This window comes from Catenibacterium faecis, from assembly GCF_014306455.1.
Classification (GTDB): Bacteria; Bacillota_I; Bacilli_A; order Erysipelotrichales; family Coprobacillaceae; genus Catenibacterium; species Catenibacterium mitsuoka_A.
Window position 1 is genome coordinate 1 of sequence record NZ_JACRWG010000044.1, and the last position, 22,789, is coordinate 22,789.

The 22,789-nt window shown below is 34.2% G+C and carries 23 protein-coding genes; 21 read left to right on the plus strand and 2 right to left on the minus strand.

Annotation, left to right across the window (positions count from 1 at the left end; translation table 11 throughout):
* Nucleotides 1–135 precede the first annotated feature (135 nt).
* Nucleotides 136–705, minus strand: a complete 570-nt coding sequence (gene def / locus H8909_RS09615; RefSeq protein WP_117458363.1) for a peptide deformylase — start codon at nucleotides 703–705, stop codon at nucleotides 136–138.
* Nucleotides 706–825: 120 nt separating this feature from the next.
* Between def and H8909_RS09620 the strand changes: the two genes are divergently transcribed.
* The 19 genes from H8909_RS09620 (at nucleotide 826) to H8909_RS09710 (ending at nucleotide 19,979) form a co-directional block, all read left to right on the plus strand.
* Complete coding sequence (locus tag H8909_RS09620) at nucleotides 826–1,083, plus strand: UPF0223 family protein (protein WP_187012673.1); 258 nt, start codon at nucleotides 826–828, stop codon at nucleotides 1,081–1,083.
* Complete coding sequence (locus H8909_RS09625) at nucleotides 1,080–2,306, plus strand: FtsW/RodA/SpoVE family cell cycle protein (RefSeq protein WP_117458362.1); 1,227 nt, start codon at nucleotides 1,080–1,082, stop codon at nucleotides 2,304–2,306. Before H8909_RS09620 ends, H8909_RS09625 begins: the two co-directional genes overlap by 4 nt.
* Nucleotides 2,303–2,674: a YlbF/YmcA family competence regulator gene (locus H8909_RS09630; protein WP_117458361.1), complete on the plus strand. Its 372-nt coding sequence runs from the start codon at nucleotides 2,303–2,305 to the stop codon at nucleotides 2,672–2,674. Before H8909_RS09625 ends, H8909_RS09630 begins: the two co-directional genes overlap by 4 nt.
* On the plus strand, nucleotides 2,655–3,212 hold the full coding sequence (gene rsmD / locus H8909_RS09635) for a 16S rRNA (guanine(966)-N(2))-methyltransferase RsmD (protein ID WP_022424709.1): 558 nt from the start codon (nucleotides 2,655–2,657) through the stop codon (nucleotides 3,210–3,212). The genes H8909_RS09630 and rsmD overlap by 20 nt, the downstream gene beginning before the upstream one ends.
* Entirely contained in the window at nucleotides 3,209–3,688 is a 480-nt protein-coding gene (gene coaD, locus H8909_RS09640) for a pantetheine-phosphate adenylyltransferase (RefSeq protein WP_117458360.1), read from the plus strand. The genes rsmD and coaD overlap by 4 nt, the downstream gene beginning before the upstream one ends.
* A 3-nt stretch (nucleotides 3,689–3,691) precedes the next feature.
* On the plus strand, nucleotides 3,692–4,957 hold the full coding sequence (locus tag H8909_RS09645) for a dihydroorotase (RefSeq protein ID WP_202985947.1): 1,266 nt from the start codon (nucleotides 3,692–3,694) through the stop codon (nucleotides 4,955–4,957).
* A 1-nt stretch (nucleotide 4,958) separates the two neighbouring features.
* Complete coding sequence (locus tag H8909_RS09650; protein ID WP_187012674.1) at nucleotides 4,959–5,717, plus strand: dihydroorotate dehydrogenase electron transfer subunit; 759 nt, start codon at nucleotides 4,959–4,961, stop codon at nucleotides 5,715–5,717.
* Nucleotides 5,710–6,630, plus strand: a complete 921-nt coding sequence (locus H8909_RS09655) for a dihydroorotate dehydrogenase (protein ID WP_117458357.1) — start codon at nucleotides 5,710–5,712, stop codon at nucleotides 6,628–6,630. Before H8909_RS09650 ends, H8909_RS09655 begins: the two co-directional genes overlap by 8 nt.
* 61 nt (nucleotides 6,631–6,691) lie before the next feature.
* Complete coding sequence (locus tag H8909_RS09660; protein ID WP_187012675.1) at nucleotides 6,692–8,824, plus strand: ATP-dependent helicase; 2,133 nt, start codon at nucleotides 6,692–6,694, stop codon at nucleotides 8,822–8,824.
* A 155-nt stretch (nucleotides 8,825–8,979) separates the two neighbouring features.
* Nucleotides 8,980–9,510 (plus strand): IS200/IS605 family transposase, encoded by a 531-nt coding sequence (tnpA, locus tag H8909_RS09665; RefSeq protein WP_202985948.1) that lies wholly within the window; start codon nucleotides 8,980–8,982, stop codon nucleotides 9,508–9,510.
* Between the two features lie 12 nt (nucleotides 9,511–9,522).
* Nucleotides 9,523–11,136 carry a hypothetical protein gene (locus H8909_RS09670; RefSeq protein WP_187012676.1) on the plus strand — a complete coding sequence of 538 codons (1,614 nt, stop codon included), beginning with the start codon at nucleotides 9,523–9,525 and terminating at the stop codon, nucleotides 11,134–11,136.
* A 226-nt stretch (nucleotides 11,137–11,362) separates the two neighbouring features.
* Complete coding sequence (gene ligA, locus H8909_RS09675) at nucleotides 11,363–13,348, plus strand: NAD-dependent DNA ligase LigA (RefSeq protein ID WP_187012686.1); 1,986 nt, start codon at nucleotides 11,363–11,365, stop codon at nucleotides 13,346–13,348.
* A complete protein-coding gene (locus H8909_RS09680; RefSeq protein ID WP_187012677.1) occupies nucleotides 13,345–14,454 on the plus strand; it encodes a CamS family sex pheromone protein in 1,110 nt (369 codons plus the stop codon). The genes ligA and H8909_RS09680 overlap by 4 nt, the downstream gene beginning before the upstream one ends.
* A gap of 10 nt (nucleotides 14,455–14,464) precedes the next feature.
* The gene (gatC, locus tag H8909_RS09685; RefSeq protein ID WP_006506605.1) at nucleotides 14,465–14,755 is read left to right on the plus strand and encodes an Asp-tRNA(Asn)/Glu-tRNA(Gln) amidotransferase subunit GatC; all 291 of its coding nucleotides are present in this window, start codon (nucleotides 14,465–14,467) and stop codon (nucleotides 14,753–14,755) included.
* A complete protein-coding gene (gene gatA, locus H8909_RS09690; RefSeq protein WP_187012678.1) occupies nucleotides 14,755–16,197 on the plus strand; it encodes an Asp-tRNA(Asn)/Glu-tRNA(Gln) amidotransferase subunit GatA in 1,443 nt (480 codons plus the stop codon). Before gatC ends, gatA begins: the two co-directional genes overlap by 1 nt.
* A 2-nt stretch (nucleotides 16,198–16,199) precedes the next feature.
* Complete coding sequence (gatB, locus tag H8909_RS09695; protein WP_022424718.1) at nucleotides 16,200–17,633, plus strand: Asp-tRNA(Asn)/Glu-tRNA(Gln) amidotransferase subunit GatB; 1,434 nt, start codon at nucleotides 16,200–16,202, stop codon at nucleotides 17,631–17,633.
* A gap of 54 nt (nucleotides 17,634–17,687) precedes the next feature.
* Nucleotides 17,688–18,344, plus strand: coding sequence for a hypothetical protein (locus H8909_RS09700; RefSeq protein WP_187012679.1), 657 nt, complete (start codon nucleotides 17,688–17,690; stop codon nucleotides 18,342–18,344).
* A gap of 47 nt (nucleotides 18,345–18,391) precedes the next feature.
* On the plus strand, nucleotides 18,392–19,738 hold the full coding sequence (rlmD, locus tag H8909_RS09705) for a 23S rRNA (uracil(1939)-C(5))-methyltransferase RlmD (protein ID WP_187012680.1): 1,347 nt from the start codon (nucleotides 18,392–18,394) through the stop codon (nucleotides 19,736–19,738).
* Between the two features lies 1 nt (nucleotide 19,739).
* Nucleotides 19,740–19,979: a hypothetical protein gene (locus tag H8909_RS09710; RefSeq protein ID WP_187012681.1), complete on the plus strand. Its 240-nt coding sequence runs from the start codon at nucleotides 19,740–19,742 to the stop codon at nucleotides 19,977–19,979.
* 212 nt (nucleotides 19,980–20,191) lie between these two features.
* Here H8909_RS09710 and H8909_RS09715 read toward each other — a convergent pair whose 3' ends face one another.
* A complete protein-coding gene (locus H8909_RS09715; RefSeq protein WP_022424722.1) occupies nucleotides 20,192–20,377 on the minus strand; it encodes a cupredoxin domain-containing protein in 186 nt (61 codons plus the stop codon).
* 259 nt (nucleotides 20,378–20,636) lie between these two features.
* Here H8909_RS09715 and H8909_RS09720 point away from each other — a divergent pair, with 259 nt between their 5' ends.
* Both H8909_RS09720 and H8909_RS09725 read left to right on the plus strand, forming a co-directional pair.
* Nucleotides 20,637–21,215, plus strand: coding sequence for an RQC domain-containing protein (locus H8909_RS09720; RefSeq protein WP_187012682.1), 579 nt, complete (start codon nucleotides 20,637–20,639; stop codon nucleotides 21,213–21,215).
* A 792-nt stretch (nucleotides 21,216–22,007) separates the two neighbouring features.
* Entirely contained in the window at nucleotides 22,008–22,703 is a 696-nt protein-coding gene (locus H8909_RS09725; RefSeq protein WP_187012683.1) for a VWA domain-containing protein, read from the plus strand.
* Nucleotides 22,704–22,789 lie beyond the last annotated feature (86 nt).

The following is a 22,789-nucleotide window of genomic DNA, read 5'->3' on the forward strand; positions in this document are numbered from 1 at the left end:
ACCTTACGGATGTCTCAAGTTATAATGATTAACTTCTCTTCAGTGATATGATATCACTTCTAGATAAAATAAAAAACTAGAATTATTACTTGAATAACTTCTAGTTCTATAATACGAAATACTCCCGAAGGAGTATTATTCAATCACCATCGCATTTGGAATAGGTGCTTTTGGATCTTCTTTATTAAAGTGATCATAGTAAAGAATACCTTCAAAATGATCTAATTCATGCTGTAAGCAGATAGCTGTAAAGCCTCTTGCGACAATAGTCACTTCTTGATCAGTTAAGGCATCATATCCCTTAACAGTCACTTTAGCACTTCTAGGTACAATACCTGGCTGATCTTCAGGAACAGACAAGCATCCTTCACCATTCTTTAAATAAGCCACTTTGACTGCATTTGCTACAATACGTGGATTAACAAGTGCCCACTGATCACACTTTACAATATTACCTTCTTCATCTACAGAAGGAATATAAATTGCACACATTCTTTTTGGAATACCAATCTGAATAGCCGCAATACCCACACCTGGTCTTAAATCATACTTTTCAGCTTTTTCTTCATCCTGAGAATCTACGAGATATTGATACATTTCCATTAAAGTATGACGATCTTCATCACTTAATGGTAAAGATACTTCTTTAGATTTCTCACGAATTAAAGGATTTTTATCATCAATTACATTTTTCATGCTTAACATTCTTCGTTTCACCTCTGTGTAATTATAACAGACTCCTTCGCTTTTTCCAATTATGTATACCCTATTTTCTTTTAAGCCTATTTCATGTATAATATTTTTTAACATAGGAGGTATTTTAACATGTATGATTATCCATTAGAACCAGATTGGTCAACAGAAGAAATTATCGAGGTTGTTGGGTTATATAATGCAGTAGAACAGGCTTATGAAGAAGGTATTAGTTCTAAAGAATTCATGGAACATTACCGTGTATTTACGTCTATTGCAGATTCAAAAGCATTACAAAAACAATTAGATAAAGCTTTTGAAGAAGCATCTGGCTATTCTATTTATAAAGTATTTAAACGTTCTCAGGAAGAAGAGTGGGTTAAACTATGAACTTCATCAAGAAGACACAAATGATGTTTAAACGCACTGGTACAGATAAAACCATCTATGCCTGTACGATTTTTCTCGCATTATTTGGGATTGTGATGATTGGAGATGCTTCTGTAGGTATGTCGGCAAGTGAAGGATCTAATTTTGCGACTAAAAACCTATTGAAACAATGTTTATTCGTTATAGTAGGCTTAGGTTTTATGTTCTTATTTGCGCGTGCCTATAAAACACGTCGTATATCAGAAACATTGATGCTTGTCACTTATGGTGTATGTATTCTTATGATGTTGACATGTATAATGTGGACAATCAATAATTCTCATGCCTGGATCAAGATTGGTCCATTTACTATTCAGCCTGTAGAGTTTATGAAACTGACTTTGATTATATTGTTGAGTTATATATTTGGCGTCTTACCAGATCAGATACGTATTTCTCCACGTTTATCAAAAGAGAAAAGAAATAAACTTATCTGGCGTAAAGCAGTTGTCTGTGTGTTCTTTCCCGCATTTCTTGTCGTTTTCGCATTTTTAATCTGCTGGAAGGTACAGAAGGATATGGGAAGTGGCTTGATATTATTCGTTATGGCAACATGCCTATTCTTTGCGACACCATCTCAATACTATCGTCCCTTTAAGATTATTGGCTTAATTGGAGTATTGTTTCTAGTGCTTATCTTTATTCTGTTTCATAATTTTTTCTTAAAGAGTCATCAGATGGCTCGTATCTCATCATGGCTGAATCCATTGAAAGATATCTATGGTACTAACTATCAGATCATTAATGGTTTTGTAGGATATACAAATGGCGGTTTAATTGGTCGTGGGTTTGGAAACTCTATTATGAAATTTGGTTATATCCCAGAAGCACAGAGTGACTTTATTTCATCTATTATTGTAGAAGAATTAGGACTTGTAGGTTTTGCAGCTTTCTTTATTCCTTATTCTATTATTATTTATAGACTCTTTAGATATGCTTTTGCGATTAAGGATTCAAGAGAAAAATTAACACTTATTGGAATTGCAAGTTATTTCTTTGTTCATTTAATGGTTAACGTAGGTGGTGTATCAGGACTTATTCCAATGACTGGTGTGCCTCTCCTATTAATTAGTGCAGGTGGAACTTCTACCTTAGTTGCTTTAATAGGAATTGGTATAGCACAGGCTATTATTGCGAAATATAATCGTGAAAAGAAGCAGGAGGCTATTGAGAAATCATTATGATCTATGACTCAATAAAAGAACTCATTGATGCAATTAAAGAAGAGGAATGTTTTAAAAACTATCACTCTTCTTTAAGTGTATTTGGTAAGCCGGAAGTTAAATCTTTGATGAATGAAATGAATAGACTTAAGGAAGAAAAGGAAGATTTGGCACGCTTTGGCAGCTATTGTGACTCGTCACATATACAAGAACGTATCACAGATATAAGAAGAGAACTATATCGCTTGCCAGAGATGAATGCTTATTTAGAGTCTTATAGTGAACTCAATAAGATGTTAGATGAAATTACAGATATTGTCTTTGATGATATCAGTGATGAACTCGCAAAGGGAAGGATTGGAAGAAGTTATGCGCGTTATAGCAGGTAAATATAAAAGTAGACAGTTAAAGGCTGTCCCTACAAAATTAACTCGTCCTACGACAGACAAAAATAAAGAAAATCTTTATAACATGATTGGTCCTTATTTTGATGGAGGAATTTGTCTTGATTTATTTGCAGGAAGTGGAGGCCTTGGTATTGAAGCATTAAGTAGAGGAATGGATGAACTTTATGCAGTAGATAAACAATATAAGGCATTTCAGGTTATTAGAGAAAATATTAATAGTTTAAAGATCACAAATGCGCATGTAATAAAGGCTGATTATCGTAAAGCTTTAGGTACTTTTAAGGAAGAAGGAATCAAGTTTAGTCTTGTATTATTAGATCCACCTTATGGTATGAAAGTTAATATGGATATTATCCATACATTAAAGGATAATGGAAATTTGATGGATGGCTGTATTATTGTGGTAGAAGACTTAACTGAAGAAAAGCTTGAATATGAAGCACCATTTAGACTTATTAAAGAAAATAATTATGGTATTACTTGTTTACAGATTGTGAAATACGAGGAGGCTGCAATGTGATAAAAGCAGTATATACAGGGACATTTGATCCTGTGACCAATGGCCATCTTGATATCATTGAACGTGCGTCTAAGATGTATGATGTACTTTATGTGACTATTTTTATTAATCCACATAAGACATGCTTATTTACTGTAGAAGAACGTATGGAGATGTTAAGAGAAGCAACGAAGCAGTTTCCTAATGTTGTCATTGACGAAAGCAGTAGTCTTGCTGTAGAGTATGCAAGGGAAGTAGGGGCACAGGTATTAGTGCGTGGTTTACGTGCAACAGAAGACTATAACTATGAGTCTCTCATGTGCTTTACAAACCAGTATTTAGATGACGGCATTGAAACTGTCTTTCTAATGACACGTCTTGCTTATACATTTGTTTCTTCTTCATTTGTGAAAGAAATCGTATCTCATAAACATAGTGTAGAAGGACTTGTACCGGCATGCGTTGAAAAAAAACTAATAGAAAAATACAGGGGGTAGATTATGCGTTTATTATTAAAGAATGCACATTTGTATCGTCATCAAGCATTTAGTGATACAGATGTATTGATTGAAGATGGCATCATCAAGAAGATTGGTGCATGTAATGAAGAAGCAGATCAAGTAATTGATCTTCACGGAGCACTTTTATCTCATAACTTTATTGATATCCATACACATCTTCGTGAACCTGGCTTTGAACATAAAGAAACTATTTCTACAGGTAGTGCATCTGCACTTTATGGTGGATATGGTACTATTGTTGCAATGGCCAATACATTACCTTGTATGGATGATAAGGAAACTATTGAAGATTTCACTAAACGTTGTGAAAAGGATGCACAGGTAAAAACATATACTTATAGTGCGATTACAGAAGGACTAAAAGGTCAGAAGGTTGTTGATATGGAAGAAAATATCAAACAGCCTATTGTGCTTGGCTTCTCTGATGATGGTAAAGGTGTTCAGAAGGATGAAAAGATGAAAGAAGCTATGACACGTGCAAAAGCTCTTGATTCTATCATTGTTGCTCATTGTGAAGATGAATCAGAATTACATGGTGGATGTATTCATGAAGGTCATTATGCGAAAGAACATGGCTTAATTGGTATCAATAGTGCAAGTGAATATAAACAGGTAGATCGTGATTTACATCTTGTAGATGAAATTCACAATAGATATCATATCTGTCATATTTCTACAAAAGAAACAGTGGCCTTGCTTGGTGCAAGTCGTGCACGTGGTGAAAGAGTCAGTGGTGAAACATCACCTCATCATTTAATTTTGACAGAAGACAACATTCAGGATTGTCATCCTAACTATAAGATGAATCCACCTCTTCGTACAAAAGAAGACCGTGATGCAATCATCAAGGCAGTGAATGATGGAGTCATTACTGTTATTGCGACAGACCATGCCCCTCATGCAAGAGATGAAAAGAGTAAACCAATTGATAAAGCACCATTTGGAATCATTGGCTTACAGCATGCCTTCCCACTTATTTATACATATATTGTAGAAGAAGGCTTAATTAAATTAGAGACAGTTCTTGATTGCCTCACTACTGGACCTGCCAAGACATTAAATTTAGATGCTTCTATTGAAGAAGGTATGAAGGCAGATCTATGTGCATTTGACTTAAATAAAGAATATACAATCAAAGAAGAAGACTTAAAGTCTAAAGCATGCAATACACCATTCTTAGGATGGAAAGTAAAAGGTGCATTAATTATGAATATTGTCGATGGACAATTATTAGTGGAGGAATAACATGAAGAATTATCAGGATTTTCTTAAAATCAACTACAATAAAGAGTTAATTCCTGGTCTATTTGAAATGGAACTTGAAGGAGAAGGGGCTCGTTTTATTACAGCACCTGGTCAGTTCATCAATATTAAGATCAACGACTCACTTCAGCCATACTTAAGAAGACCAATGAGTATCTTAGATTATGATGATACACACATTAAACTTATTTATCGTATTAGAGGTGAAGGAACTAAGATTCTTTCAGAAAAGAAACCAGGTGAAAAGCTTGATGTATTAATCGGGTTAGGCAATGGTTTTATTGATACTGATTATAATGAAGTGATTGTCGTAGGTGGGGGAAGTGGTACACCACCAATGTATGGTCTAGCAAAAAGACTTATTGAAAAAGGCGTAAAGGTGACTGCAGTACTTGGATTCAATGGTTCTTATGATGTGTTCTATGAAGAAGAATTCAAGAAGCTTTGTCCTACTTATATTTCTACAATGGATGGCACTTATGGTACTAAGGGTACTGTCATTGATGCTATTAAAGAAAATAACTTAACTTTTGATCATTACTATGCATGTGGTCCAGAACCAATGTTGGATGCATTAGTAAAGAACTTCCCAGACAATGGTTCTCTTTCTTTTGAAGCAAGAATGGGATGCGGCTTTGGTGCCTGCATGGGATGTTCATGTAAAGTAAAAACTAAACCATATAAGAGAATTTGTGTAGAAGGACCTGTCCTTTCTTCAGATGAGGTGATTATCAATGGCTAATTTACATGTAAAACTACCAGGACTTGATATGAAGAATCCTGTTATTCCAGCAAGTGGTACTTTTGGATTCGGTTATGAATTTACTAAGTTCTATGATATTAATGTATTAGGCTCTATGAGCTTAAAGGGTACAACTCTTGAACCACGTTATGGTAACCCACTTCCACGTATTGCGGAAGGACCTTCTGGTTTACTTAATGCGATTGGTTTACAGAACCCAGGTGTTGATGAAGTCATCAAGACTGAATTAGTTAAACTAAGAGAAGTCTATTCAGGAAAAGCTATTGCGAATATTGGTGGCAGCTGTGTGGATGATTATGTACAGACTGCTGCAAAACTAACTAAAGAAGACTGTATTGGCGCATTAGAACTTAATATCAGTTGTCCTAATGTTCATGCAGGTGGTATGGCAATGGGTACTGATCCTGCCATGGCTGCCCAAGTCACTCGTTCAGTTAAGGCAGTGATCAATAAACCATTATATGTCAAACTATCTCCAAACGTCACTGACATAGTCGCAATTGCGAAAGCAGTAGAAGAAGCAGGTGCTGATGGTATCTCAATGATCAATACTCTTGTTGGTATGCGTTTTGATATCCATTCAGGTAAGCCTATTATTGCGAATAAGACAGGTGGTTATTCAGGACCAGCAATCTTCCCAGTCGCTTTAAGAATGGTTTACCAGGTATCTCAGGCAGTAAATATCCCAGTTATTGGTATGGGTGGTATTTCTACTGGTAGAGATGCAATCGAAATGATGATTGCAGGTGCAAGTGCTGTACAGGTTGGTTGTGCTAACTTAGTAGATCCATATGCATGTCCTCGTATTATTCAGGAAATGAATGATGAACTAGATGCAATGGGTATTGAAAATATCACTGATATTATCGGAAAATCCCATCAATATAAATAAAGAGTGCTAAGCACTCTTTTTTATGTTATATTAGAGGATGCGAATAAGGAGGATTACAAATATGGAACTTAGTCAATTATTAAACCCTAAACAATTAGAAGCAGCCACTTATCTAGATGGACACCTAAGAATCATTGCGGGTGCTGGTTCAGGTAAGACACGTGTTGTCACATATCGTATAGCATATTTAATTGAAGAAGTAGGAGTCAATCCTCATAACATTCTCGCTATCACATTTACTAATAAAGCAGCCAATGAAATGAAAACAAGAGTAGAAAACATTCTAGGTACATCTTTAGGTACAACAATCTGTACAATCCACTCTTTATGTGTCAGAGTACTTAGACAACACTCTACTGCCATTGGTTATCCTCATAACTTCATTATCATGGATGAAGAAGATCAGAAATCACTCATTAAAAAGTTATATAAAGAAAAAGAAATAGATCAAAAATCAATCAGTATCAAATCTATGATCAACTATATCTCTTCATATAAGGTTAACTTTGTTTCTCCTGCCAAAGCAGTACAGCTCGCTGGTAATATGCCAGGAGAAAAACATAAAGCAGAAATCTATGCTATGTATGAAAAGTATAAAGAGGATCATAATATGATGGACTTTGATGACCTTTTAGTCAATACATTAAAGATCTTCCAGGATAATCCTGATATTGTATCAAGATGGTCTAGACGTTATCAATTTGTCCATGTCGATGAATTCCAGGATGTTGGCTCTATTGAATACAACCTTATCCATTACTTTGCTCAGGATTCTATTGTCTGTGTTGTAGGAGACCCAGACCAGACAATCTATTCATTTAGAGGCAGTGATGTGAACTATATCATGAACTTTGATAAAGACTATCAAAACGTTAAAACTGTTATACTAGATCAGAATTATCGTTCTACAAAAACAATCCTTGATATCTCCAATAACCTCATTAAGAAAAACAAGAACAGATTAGAAAAAGATTTATTCTCTGAATTAGAAGAAGGAGATAAAGTTATTCATTATGCAGCAGTAAGTGAAGATGCAGAATCAAAATATATCTGTGATACAATCCAGAAGATCACACAATCCGGTGTATCTGAATCCCATATTGCGGTACTCTATCGTGCGAATTATTTATCTCGTTCTATTGAACAGGAAATGATTCGCCGACAGATTCCTTATAAGATTTTTGGTGGATTAAAATTCTTTAATCGTAAAGAAGTCAAAGATGCTTTAAGTTATATTAGATTAGTCGTTATGGGTGATGATTTATCATTTGAAAGAGTCGTCAATACACCATCTCGAGGAATTGGTGCGAAGACTTTAGAAAAGATTACCCTTACAGCCTCAAGACATGGTATCTCTAATTATGAAGCAGTCTGCTTCTTCTTAGATGAAACAGGTATAGGCGGTAAAGCTAAAAAAGGACTCAAAGAACTTGTAGAAGTTATTGAGAAAGCAAGAGTTTCTGATAAGAGCTTAGCTGATATTTATGAAGATTTATTAAAGGATACAGGTTATTTGAAACTAATGAAGGATGGGCAGGAAGATAACCGTATTGAAAACTTAATGGAATTAAAGAATTCTATTGATACTTATGTCAATACTCATCCAGAAACACCTGATTTTGAATCATATTTACAGGATATTGCCCTCTATACATCTCAGGATGAAGAAAAGACAGGTGACTATGTCTCACTTATGAGTATTCATATGGCTAAAGGACTAGAGTTTGACTATGTCTTTGTATCAGGTCTCTCTGAAGGCATTTTCCCTTCTGAAAGAACAATGAGTGAAGGGGGAGATGAAGGATTAGAGGAAGAAAGAAGACTTGCATACGTTGCCTTTACGCGTGCTAAAAAGCGTCTTTATTTGACTGATAGCCAAGGCTTTAGCTTTGTGTCCCAATCTCCTAAGGTCACATCTCGATTTGTAGATGAAATAGGTCGAAATCATGTCGAACATGTCGGAAGACCTTCAAAGTTTAAGACACGTAATTATGTTCATGAATCTTACACAGATTTAATTGGAGATAATGGTGTCAATGACTGGAAGGTGGGAGATTTAGTCAACCATGATATATTTGGTAAGGGTGTTGTTGTCAAAGTCAATGGACCACTTGTCGATGTTGCCTTTGAAGTTCCTCATGGAATTAAGACTTTAATGGGAAATCATCATGCTTTAAAGCGCTTATCAAACTGATTTTTAAGTTTTATTATGAAGAGAATTTTGTTATAAAATAGTGGCAAAAAACCCATAGGCTTGCCTATGGGATGAAAGCAACATGATTTTTATTTGAGTATAACATAGAGAAGATATATAATATGTATATGAAAATAGAAAGGACTTTTTAATTAATGGGAAGACCAAAATCAAACAATGTTCAGATAAACATATCTATTCCTATGGAGTGGAAAAAAGAACTTGAAAACCTTGCACGTATTTATTCTGTAGAGGAAGGCGAGACTATTACATTTCTTGACCTTATACGTAGAGGTATTCAGGAAAAATATCACAGTCCTTCACATTGTAAATATCCAACACAATATCATATCATACGGTGTCCTAAATTCAGATTTTCGGTTTTAAAAGGTAATGTTGAAGATGCTTTAAAACAGATATTACAGAAAAATTGTAACGATTATAATTATCATATAGAAACACTTGAAGTAATGCCAGACCATATACATATCTTTGTAGATGTGCCACAGACTGTAGCTCCTTATGATGTGGCTAGAACTCTTAAAAGTATCAGCGCTATCGAATTATTTAAAGCGTATCCGCAGCTTAAAAAGTTCTATGCAGGATATGGAACTTTATGGTCAGGAGAGTATTTTGTCTCGACTGCAGAACGCTTAAGCGAAGCTGCAGTAATCAAGTATATATAGAGGAACTAAAAAATGATTAGTAACGAAGAATACAAAAAGACTCTAAAACAGTTTCATAAGCTTTCTGATAGGCATATTCTAGCTGCTGAAACTGATATGTCTTCTTCTGATATACAGAAAGTTGTAAAGCTTTCGGATAGGATCAGAAAAGCAGGCAACGAACTTGTAGGTCTTATGAGAAAGAATTATGACCAGCTTATGCGTACCAAGAGGTATCGTAAGCTGCTTAAATTGTATGGTTCTACAGAAGACAAGAAAAAACGTAAACATTTTGCTGGACAGCTTAATGAAATGCAAAAGCAGTATGATGTTACCTGGGATTTTTGTAGAACATCAATGATATATATTGGTAAGAAGTATAACGTAGATGCGGTCTTTGCTCTTGCTAAAGCTGAAGATATCTGGCGTGGCATGGAAAAATGCTTGTATGGTAATGGTAATATCTTACATTTTTCTAAATATGGAGACCTGCCTTGCATAAGGGCAAAACAGATGAATCGTGGTATCCCTATATTCGTTAAGGATAATAAGTTGCAATTTAAGCTTGGCAGGACTGTATTTGGAATAAAGATTAATGATAGATTCCAGACAGATGAAGTGAATGCAGTATTGGATTATCTTGCTGAACCTGAGATTGTGAATAATAAAGCTGTGCAGACACTCAAGGATGAATCGTACTGTATTGATACATATAGACCCTGCTATGCTACTCTTGTACCAAAATTAATTCGTGGTAAATACAGAGTATATTTACATTTGACTATCGAAGGCAGGGCAAAACCTAAATATGATAGATTCGGCAATCCAAGACATAAATATGGCAGAGGAATGATCGGTGCTGATATAGGGACACAGACAGTTGCCTATACTTCCGATACAGAAGTAGGACTTAAGAATCTTTCAGAGCGAGGCAGAAGCATTCAAAAATCCGAACGATTAGAAAGATTATATTATCGTGCTATGGACAGGTCAAGACGAGCAACTAATCCTCAAAATTATAACGAAGATGGTACAATTAAAAAAGGTCGTAAGACTTGGAGATATTCCAATCATTATAAGAAGTTAAAAGAAAAACATTCTGAATTATGTCGTATTAATGCCATAAACAGACAGCTTGCTATAAACGAAGATGCTAATTATTTAAGGAGTCTTGGTGATGTATTTATAACAGAACCCAGAAATGCAGGTAAGCTTATGAAAAGAGCTAAGGAAACTACCGTTAATAGCAAGGGCAAGATTAATAAGAAGAAACGTTTTGGCAAGTCTATAAAGAATAGATGCCCATCTGGGTTTCAGGCTGCTGTAGAAGAAAAATTCAAGACCACAGGTGGTACATATATAGAAGTGCCTAATGATTATAGAGCATCACAATATGACCATACAGCAGATGATTACATAAAGAAGAAATTATCTGACAGGATGTATCATCTAGCAGATGGAACTCTAGTACAGCGAGACTGGTATTCATCATTTCTGTTGTACTGCTATGATTATAGGACTAAGAATATAGATAGAGACAGATGTATTTCAGAATTTGAAGAGTGTTACAGTAAGGAAGAAGTCTTAATTAAAAGAATCGAGACTAATAGAATCAAAGTATTGAATAGTGGAATCAAAATAGTATAAAATAGCCATCAGGGAGATTGATTATACTTCCATATCGCAAGATAGAAATTTACCGTTAATGTGGTTGTTGGACTGCTTGGTAATAAAAGTTCTTACTTAAATAGATTTATACTTGTAATCCAAAGTCTGAAAATGATGTACGATTATAAGCTAAACTTGACAGTAAGAACCCCACGGGCTTGCCTGTGGGAGTAGTCAGAATACGAAAAGAAAAGGAATGAGTAAGATGTCATTTGAAAGACTTAATGAATTAAAAGCCTTATTAAATAAATATAACTATGAATATTATGTACAGGATACTCCTACTGTCACTGACCAGGAATATGACCGTTTAATGGAAGAGCTCATCCGAATTGAACAGGCCAATCCTGCTTGGATTACAACAGATTCTCCAAGCCAAAGAGTAGGAGGAGAGGTCTTAGAAGGTTTCAAGAAGGTAACACATCAGCGTATGATGATGTCTCTTGGAGATATCTTTAATGAAGATGAAGTCTATACCTTTAATGATCGAGTTACAGATGTGATTCCTAATCCTGAATATATATGTGAACTGAAACTTGATGGTTTGTCTGTATCACTTGTATATCAGGATGGTGTATTACAATATGGTGCAACAAGAGGAAATGGAACGATCGGTGAAGATATCACTCATAACGTTAAGACAATTCGTTCTATCCCTTTACATATTGATTTTAAAGGACCACTAGAAGTGCGTGGTGAAATCATCATGCCTAAAAAGGCATTAGAAAGATTAAATGAAGAGCGTACTGAAGCAGGTCTTCCTCTCTTTGCGAATTGTCGTAATGCAGCAGCAGGTAGTATTAGACAATTAGATAGTCGTATAGCGGCAAAAAGAGGACTGGATGCTTTCTTGTATCATGTACCAGAAGCTTCACAACTTAATGCAACAACACATTATGAATGCTTAGAAAAGATCAAGGCTCTTGGATTTAAGACAAATCCTTATACACGTAAATGCAAGAACATTAAAGAAGTATGGAACTATATTGAAGAAGTCGCAAAACTTAGACCAACACTTCCATATGATATTGATGGTGTCGTTATCAAAGTCAATGACCTTGATTCACAAAGAAGACTTGGTTATACAGCTAAAGTGCCTAAATGGGCGATTGCCTATAAGTTCCCAGCAGAAGAGGTTATTACGAAACTTAAAGATATTGTCTTTACAATTGGACGTACAGGACAAATTACACCTAATGCAGTGCTAGAACCAGTACGTGTGGCAGGTTCACTCGTACAGCGTGCGACACTTCATAATGAAGACAATTGTATCCGCAAGGACATTCGTATTGGTGATGATGTTATTGTAAGAAAAGCAGGGGATGTTATTCCAGAAGTTGTTTCTTCTATTAAAGAAAGACGTACAGGTCATGAAATACCTTTTAAGATGATCACAGTATGTCCTAAATGTGGTTCTCCACTTGTAAGAAAACCTAATGAAGCAGCTTATTATTGTATGAATGAAGAATGTGATTCAAAGAAGATTGAAAAACTGATTCATTTTGCCAGCCGTGAAGCAATGAATATTGATGGACTCGGTGATAAGATTATCGAACAGTTCTATAACTTAGGCTTTGTGACATGTATTGAAGATATATATCATTTGGATGTACATGAAAAAGAAATCATGGATATTGAAGGCTTTGGGAAGAAATCCATGGATAAACTACTAGAGGCAATCGAGAATAGTAAAGCGAATTCTTTAGAAAAACTCTTATTTGGGCTTGGTATTAAGGGCATAGGAGCTAAGATGGCTGATACACTTGCATATCATTTTGGTTCTATGGATGCTTTACTTAATGCGAATTATGTACAATTAACAAGCATCAAGGATGTAGGGGATACAATTGCGTCTTCTCTTGCAGCATTTAAGCGTAATGAACGCAATCTAGAAATGATTGCTCATTTGAAAGAATTAGGTTTAAATATGGATTATTTAAAGGTACGTGATACAGGTGATAATCCATTTAGAGATAAAACAGTCGTAATTACTGGGACACTTACACTTATGACTAGAAAGCAGATTAAAGACTATTTAACAAGTCAGGGTGCGAATGTCACAGGAAGTGTATCAAAGAAAACAGATTTAGTGATTGTTGGGGAAAATCCAGGATCTAAATATACAAAAGCAGTTGATCTTGGTATTTCAATCATGAACGAATCAGCATTTAAGGGGGCTAGCGGACTATGAATAAATTATTAAAAGCTCTTGTTAGTATCATGCTTATTTTTGCGACAGGATGCTCCAGCAAAACTGTAAAAACATCAAATAGTACAAAAGAATCATCTGCAAAGACATTTGATGGTAATTACTACAACATGATTAACAATGGTCGTTCTAAGAATAGTGAGAAGTTCTATTTAAACTTCAGTAATACAAAGGATTTAGTTACTATTGGTTCAGGATTGCAGATTCTTTCAACAAAGCATTTCTCAACAAATGATTATTATTTATCAGAAGGATTACAATTAACACCAACTGATTACAATAATCTATTAAAAAGAGACGCTGCAGGAACTAAAGAAGAAGATAAGAAATATCCTGATACATTACAGATAGAAAGTGGTAAGACATATGAAGGCTTACAAAGCCCTGTACTTGTGTCTAATATCACTGAACAGGATTATTATAAGAAGAGTGGTTCTAGTTATGCCTTGAAGGGTATAAGTGTTGCTATTATTCTTGATCCTAAGGAACAGATTGATGGAAAGCTTTCTTCTCCTGCAATTACTTTAAGTGATGAAAAGCTAAGAAGCTATGCCCAGCAGTGTGTTAAGAAAGCATACAAATATATCCGTTCAAAGAAGAAAAAACTTGCAGATGTTCCAGTTATGATTGGTATTTATCGTGCGAATAATAATGAAATATCTGAAACAAATGGTAATTATATTTATGAATCTTTCTGCGAAGGTGGCAGTGTCGGTACTTTAAAGAATGTGAATCATGAAAATGTATACTTTACAAGTACTCGTGCAACTAAGTTAGACCCAGCCACTGCATCAGAATTTGCAACTATCAAGTCTAACTTGAAGAAAGCTTCTACCGAAGCTGCCGGTTTAGTTGGGCAGGCCAACTATATCGATGATACGATTCAGACAATGAAAATCACAGCACACTTGAATATCAAGACATATACAGAATTACTATATCTGACTTCAGTGATTGCTGATAACATTAATAGTAAATTCACACAGGACTTTAATATTAAGGTTCTTGTGTATTCACAGGATGAATTGATGGCTGTGATTATTAAACAAAAAGGTGAAGATGCAAAGACATCTATATTAGAACAGTAGGAGGTCAATTATGGACGATACAGATTTAATGTTGAAAAAACTAGGAAGAAAAACCATGTTCAACATCACTGACGAAGAAATGCCAGCATTAAGAGAACAGTATGAAGTATTCATGAGCCATGTACAGGCACTTGATGAAATTGATACTGAAGGTGTAGAACCTCTCGCATTCCCTTATGTGGTTGAAACAACATTCTTAAGAGAGGACGAACCTAATCATGTAATCAGTACAGAAGATGCATTAAAGAACTGCAAGACTGTACAGCGTAATCAGATCAGAGTTCCAAAGGTGGTAGGATAATGGTGACACATACTATTGAAGAATTACATGAACTTTTCAAAAGTGGAGAGTTAGATGTAAAAGAATATTACAAAGAATTATTTGAAGAAGCAAAGAAACAGCAGGAAAGACTGAATGCCTTTGTAACTATTACTGAAGATGAAGCATATAAGGCTATTGAAGCTCCTATGACTGATGATCTTTTATCACATATTCCATATGTTTTAAAGGATAACTACAACACTAAGGGTATTAAGACAACTGCATCTAGTAAGATGTTAGCTGATTATGTACCAGTATTTAATGCCCATGTTGTTGATTTATTAAATAAGCATGGTGTTAGTTTAGTAGGTAAGGCTTCTATGGATGAACTTGCTATGGGTGGTACCAATAAATCAGCTTTAACTGGTCCAGTACACAACCCTTGGGATACAAGACGTATTTCTGGTGGTTCATCAGGAGGATCTGCAGCACTTGTTGCAAGTGGTCTTATTCCATTTGCACTTGGCAGTGATACAGGTGACTCAATTAGAAAACCAGCAGGTTTTTGTGGAATTGTAGGTTTTAAACCAACTTGGGGTAGAATCTCTCGTTATGGTGTTATTCCTTATGCATCTTCTTTAGATCATGTTGGAGCATTTACTAGAAATGTACGTGATATGGCGATTGTAACTGAAGCATTAGCTGGTAGAGATAATCGTGATATGACTTCATCAAATAGAGAAGTACCACATTACTTAGATAACTTAACTACTGATATTTCTAACTTAAAGATTGGTGTATTAACGACTGTATCTAATGAAGTAAGAAATGAAGAAGTAAAGAAAACTTTTGAAAATGTTGTTGAAACATTAAAGTCTCTTGGTGCAACAGTAGAAGATGTTGAAATGGATAAGAAACTCATGAAGACATTACTTCCTACATATACTATTATTGCCAACTCAGAAGCAACAAGTAACCATTCATGCTTAGATGGTGTTAAGTATGGTGATAGACAGCAGGGTGATACGCCTGATGATGTGATGATTAATTCTCGTACAGATGGTTTTGGTGATCATATTAAGAGAAGATTCATTCTTGGTAACTTAGCTCTAGCAACTGAAAATCAGGAAAAGATGTTCAGAAAAGCACAGAGAGTAAGAAGACTTGTAGTAGATGAATTAAATAAGATTTATGAAAACTACGATATCATCATTGCGCCTAATGGCGGAGGTGTTGCACCTTTAATTGATGAAGCAGCTGAAGATTATTTAAGTGATGAATATATTATTCTTGAAAACTGGTTATGCCTTGCCAACTTTGCAGGTACACCATCTATCTCTATCCCTTCTGGATTTGTAGATAATATGCCAGTCGCTGTCAATATTTCAGGACGTATTTTTGAAGAACAGACTGTCTTGAACTGCGCCTATGCATTAGAAGAAGCATTAGGATTCAAGAACCAGTATAAGAGGGAGGACTAAAGATGGATTACGAAAGAGTCATCGGGCTAGAAGTACATTGCGAATTAAAGACTAATTCAAAGATGTTCTCTGCTTCACCGGTTACATTTGGTGAAGATCCAAATACAATGATCAATGAAGTAGACATGGGTATGACAGGTACATTACCATGTTTAAATAAAAGAGGTGTAGAATTTGCGATTCGTGTATGTCATGCATTACATATGGAAATCGATGAATTACTATGCTTTGACCGTAAGAACTACTATTATTCTGACCTTCCAAAAGGTTTCCAGATTACTCAGGATAAAAGACCTATCGGACGTAATGGTTATTTAATGATTGAAGTAGATGGAGAAGAAAAGCGTATCGATATCGAAAGATTACATATGGAAGAAGATACAGCTAAACAGCTTCATTTAACTGATTATTCATTAATTGATTACAACCGTGCTGGTATCCCACTAATTGAAATTGTCACTAAGCCTTGTATCCGTTCAGGTAAAGAAGCAAGTGCTTATCTTGAAGCATTAAGACAGGTATTCTTATATACAGAAGTATCTGATGCAAAGCTAGAAGAAGGTTCTATGCGTTGTGACGTTAACGTATCTATCCGTCCATTTGGTCAGGAAGCATTTGGTACACGTACAGAAATCAAGAACTTAAACTCTATCAGCAACGTTCAGAAGGCTATTGATTATGAAGCAGGACGTCAGCAGGAAGTCATTGAATCTGGAGGAGAAGTTCTTCAGGAAACTAGAAGATATGATGAAGTAGAAAAAGTGACTACAGTGATGCGTTCTAAAGGGGATGCCGTAGACTATAAGTACTATACTGAACCAAATATCTTACCTATTAGATTAGATCATGCATGGGTAGAACAAATCAAAGATGAATTACCTATGATGGCTGGAGAAAGAGAAAAACATTATGAAGAAGAGTATGGTATTCCTAAGGTAGATGCGAAGATTCTAGTTTCTACTAAGTCTATGTCTGATTACTTCAATGAAGTAATCAAATATACTAAGAACTATAAGAATGCTTCTAACTGGTTATTAGGTGATGTTTTAGCTTTCTTAAATAAGAACAACCAGTCTTATGATGATATTGAATTAAATCCAGAATATTTAGCTAAATTAATCAATTTTATTGAAGATGGTACTATTTCTTCTAAACAGGCTAAAAAGGTCTTTGAACCAATGATGACAGAAAATAAAGATCCTGAAAAGATCATTGAAGAAAAGGGTATGAAACAGATTTCTGATCCTAACGCTTTAAAAACTATGGCGAATGAAGTATTAGATGCCAACCCACAGTCTATTGAAGACTATGCGAATGGTAAAGATCGTGCTGTAGGATTCTTAGTAGGACAGGTTATGAAGAAGTCTAGAGGACAGGCTAACCCAGGTATGGTTAACAAGTTGCTTGTTGAACTTCTTAAAGAAAGAATTAAATAACTATACTTTACTTTATATCTTTGGTAAAATAGAAGGGTAAAGTAGGTGATTAATGTGTCCAAAGAAAGATTTCATTTTGATGATGAAGAAGACGTAGTTATCCAGACACCTAAGAAGAAGGCTGAAAAGAAGCCAACTCCTAAAGAAATGGGTATGAAACCTTCTAATAATTCAAAAAAGAAAATTAAAACAAGATATATTGTGCTTGGAATCGTTGCAGTACTTGTACTTGCACTTGGAATCTATTTATATAGTGCTTTAAAGGATGAAGGAGCTATATATGGTGATCGTTGTGAAGGACTTGTAACAGTTCAAAAGAGTGTCTTAGATGATACAGTCAACGAAGCTAAATCTAAACATAGTTCTATTGCATCTATGAATATTGAAACAGCATGTAAGCAGTTCAAGGTGGATATTGAATTTACTAATGGTACATCAGTTAAAACTGCTGAAGAAATTTCAAAAGATGTTGTAAAAATTCTTGATTCTAAAGGTGGTCAATCTGCTTATGAAGGATCTGACTATACAGAATTACTTAATAAGCATAATGGTGTAAAACAGTATGAAGTAAACCTTTATTTAACTGGTGGTAATGATACTGATTTCCCAATGTATGGTACAAAACAGGCAGGTAAGGATGATATCGCCTTTACTCTTGCATCTGTAAAGGATCAAGAAACAACAAATAAAGCGAAAGCAACAGAGCAATAAAATGAAAAGCGATTTTTAATCGCTTTTTTTAAGTGAGGAGGATATATATGAATAAGAGAGATCAATTTATAGGTGAATGCATCGATTATACACATGATGGTTTAGGTGTAGTAAAGCATGATAATACGACTATTTTTGTGAAGAATCTATTACTTCATGAAACAGCTAAAATAGAGATTATTAAGGTGCTTAAGAGTTATTGTGTAGGAAGAGTAGTGGAATTAAAGACACCTTCTAGTGAACGAATAGAGCCAAAATGTGACTGTTTTAAACAATGTGGTGGTTGTTCATTAATGCATATGTCAGATCAAGAACAACAGTCTTTTAAGACTAATAGAGTGAAAGAAACATTCTTAAAAATTGCTCATCAAAACTTGAGAGTCAATGATTGTTTAATGGATCAAGACCCTTATCATTATCGTAATAAGGTACAGGTTCCTTTTGGAATGCAGGATGGACATATTGTCTCTGGATTCTATAAAGCACGTACAAACGATATCATTAATAATGATTACTGTCTTATTCAGAATGAATTCTCTAATAAGGTCATTAAACGTATTAAAGAATTATTTGAAAAATATCATATCCAGCCTTATGATAAACTCACTAAAACAGGTAATATCAAGCATGTATTAACTAAGACAAGCTATCATAAGAATGAAGCCATGGTTGTATTTATCTCATATAAGAAGAAAATCCCACATATCCATGAAATCATTGATACTTTAACTCATGAATATCCAGAAATACGTACAATTATTCAAAATATTAATTCCCGTCATGATAATGTGATTCTAGGAGAAGAAGAAAAGGTACTATATGGAGAAGGGTATATTGAAGATACACTTCTAGGAAATACTTATAAGATTTCTATGAAGTCTTTCTATCAGATTAACCCAAGACAGGTAGAAGTACTCTACTCTAAGGCGATTGAATATGCAAAATTTAAACCAACTGATGTAGTCATTGATGCATATTGTGGTATTGGTACTATTTCTTTAACTCTTGCGAAACATGTTAAAAAAGTCTATGGTGTAGAAGTCGTTCCACAGGCAATTGTAGATGCAAAAGAGAATGCTGAAAGAAATCATATTACAAATGCGGAATTTGTATGTGATGATGCAGGTCATTTCATGACTGAATTTGTAGAAAGAAATGAAAAGGTGGATTGTGTTATGGTGGATCCACCTAGAAAAGGATGTTCTACTGAATTCCTAGAAAGATTAACTACACTCTCTCCTAAACGTATTGTCTATATTTCATGTAATGTAGCGACTCAGGCAAGAGATTTAACTTATTTGGTAGAAAAGGGTTATAAGCCATTAGACGTACAGCCAGTAGATATGTTTCCACATACGCCTCACATCGAAAATATCTTATTGTTGAGTAAATAATATGTTCCCATTTGATGATGATCCACGTACTGCCTGTATAGTATGCAATCATGTACTAAATAAAGAAGAAGCTATTACTTATATAACTCATGATGAAGATGGTATGTGGCAGTTCTTGTGTAGTAAAGAACATACTACAGATGATGCAAGGATTGTATCTCTAGAAGAAGTCTATGCATTAGACCCTTCTATTGGTGAAGTAGCAGATATGCCTTGTGGTTGTTATATGAATAAAAAGTAAAGTGAAGCCTATGTAGGGGGGCTTTATATATTAGAAAAAGTAGAATTTGATCAGATAATGAATATTGACTTAAACTATGCTAAAAATAATGATTCTATTTCTGTTGAAGAAACTTTTAAACGATTAGAAGAAGACATACAATTAAATTTGGTTATGAGAAAAACTTCTAAGAGATAGTGAAATACCTATTTTTTAGAAGTTTTAATTATTTATCAGTCATGTTGTTTCTTCATTTTAGCCATTAAAGCTAAAATTTCCTGTGGGTTTGTTAACTGACGTCCAGGAAGTGTCTGTTTAGGTGTGCGGTCACGCTCGGCTTCATCAATTGCATCTACAAAACGCTTTACACTATCTGGCTTTGATATAACAAAATTATGAGTAATACTTGAAGTGGGCATACTGATATCTCCTATTTTCTACTTTATTATAGGCAATGTGATATAAGAATACAATCTTGAAATTTACAATTAATTTAGAATGATATGTAAACAAAATGGTTATCTCAAAAATGACAATTAACTTCTGCTCCCTGTAATGATAAATGGACTTTGTGCAAAGCATATGATAATTGTATCGTAATTCTCTTTACAGAGCTTTTATGTTGAATGATAAACAGAGTGGTATTAAAATTTATATATGAAAGCGAGGAAATAACCAATGAGTAGAAGAGTTAATAGAATACCTGTCGTTCTTGATACAGGTAACATAAAAGAATTATCTCAAGAAGATATTAAGATGATCTTAAGAGCAGCTGATATGTGTATTATGAAAGCAGGAAGAAATATGCTTGCAAAGATATTAAAAGGTTCTAAAGACAAAAAGGTATTAGAACTAAAATTAGATGAATGTCCTGCTTATGGATATTATCATGATTTGAAATTAGCTGATATTATGCATTATATTGATTGGATGATTGATGAAGATTATCTTAGAATAGAATATGAAGGGCGTCTTCCTTTATTAGTATTTTCTGATGAAGGATGGGCAATAGAGAAAGAAACATTTGCTCAGGAATTATATCAACAGTTCTGCTTAGATGTAAAAGAAAATAATCCACGTGTCATTCATAAACTGATCAAAGTAAATAGAAAGGTTATTTTACGTATACTTGATATTATTGAGGAAGAAGGCAATAAGGAATTTATTTCTTGTTTAGAAGCTTATAAAAAAATAGAAACAAAAAGAATTGGTAGACGTATTATTGAAGTAGAGAAGACAATTAAAGATAAAGTGTAGGAATCAAGAAAAAAGTGGCAGGCAAGAAATACAAAATGTATATTGTACTGTCACTTTTTATTGTATCATTGGAAGATTCATAACAAAGTAGACCAATACGACATGTTAATCATGTCTTTTTTTGTGGTTCTATTCTTAAACACTTACAAATACAGTATTATGTAAATACTATATGTAAGCGTCTTCGCTTACATATTTGTATTATTCCAACAAAATAACCTCACATTTAATTATTACATGTCACAAATTCCTAAATATGGTACAGTCTGTAGGGTAATTAGGATTGAAAATGTAACCGCTATCGTTTACTATATTTGTAGAAAGTAATAGGCAATTAAAAAAGCATTATTTTGGAAATGGTATATAAAGGAAGGAGGAATAAATTTTTTTTAATCGTCTATTGTATGCGATTGTTTGCAAATGATTGTGTTATCAATTGCATAAGTGCGCAGCTGAATCATATATTAAGATGATCTCTTATTTCTATAATTGTTGATATGATAAAGTGGCAAAAAAGCTCTAAAGGTTAAAGAGGAACATTTTAAATTTAATATGAATGACTAAGATAATGAGATTAAGATTTTTAAAACATATTTATTTAAAATGATAAATACTTTAACTAGTGAGATGCGAAACATAAATATAAAACTTATGATATGAATGTTATAGAATAACTTATTTTTGCTAATAACAAACTATCTAGATTGTCAGATATTAAAAAGTGCCCTTCATGCAATTGTGTTTATACAATTGTAAACGAATAATTAAAAATTGAAGAAAGGGGAAAGAACTATGAATGTTAAGAAATTCACGAGTTATGCAGTAGCATTGATGATGAGTATTTCATTAGCACCTATAAATGCGAATGCTGATAACGCAGTGACGAACGGTTATTATAACGATTCTGGTCAGTGGGTTCAAGGTGAATTAGATCAGACCCTGCCAGAAGGTATTCATTCAGTTGATAAAACAGCTGAAGCACTTGGTAACAACACTTATAGGATGAAATTAAAGGTTGTTACTAAACAGAATGTTGAAACTTTTACCAAGAAGTCAGCTACAGTTCTTGTAGTTGATACTTCAAATAGTATGGATGGTAACCGTATTGGAAATTTAAGAGCAGCAGCAAATGAGTTTGTGAATTCATATGCTGGTGATAAAGAAAATGTTGGACGTTATCTTGCAATCGCTGATTTTTCAAACGGTGTTAAAGTAGCGTTGAACTGGACTGATGTCTCTTCTAGAGATGGAAGAAACAATGCAAAAACTGCTATTAGTAAGTTAAAGGCTAATGGCGGAACAAACCTAGATGCTGGTATTAAACAAGCTACATCTTTATTCTTAAAAGATGCAGTGAAACAAATTCAAAAAGACAACAGAAATACAGTCGTATTAACTGATGGAACACCTACTTATTATCTTAAAGATTGTGAAGGTGGATTCACATGGAATCATAAGTGTGAAACAAAAATCAATCAAAACGTATAAAAAAAGACAAACTTAAAAACAAGTTTGAATAATTTAGAAAAAATAGAATAGTTGAATTTTATGGTTTAGTTAATTTAGAAACGTCA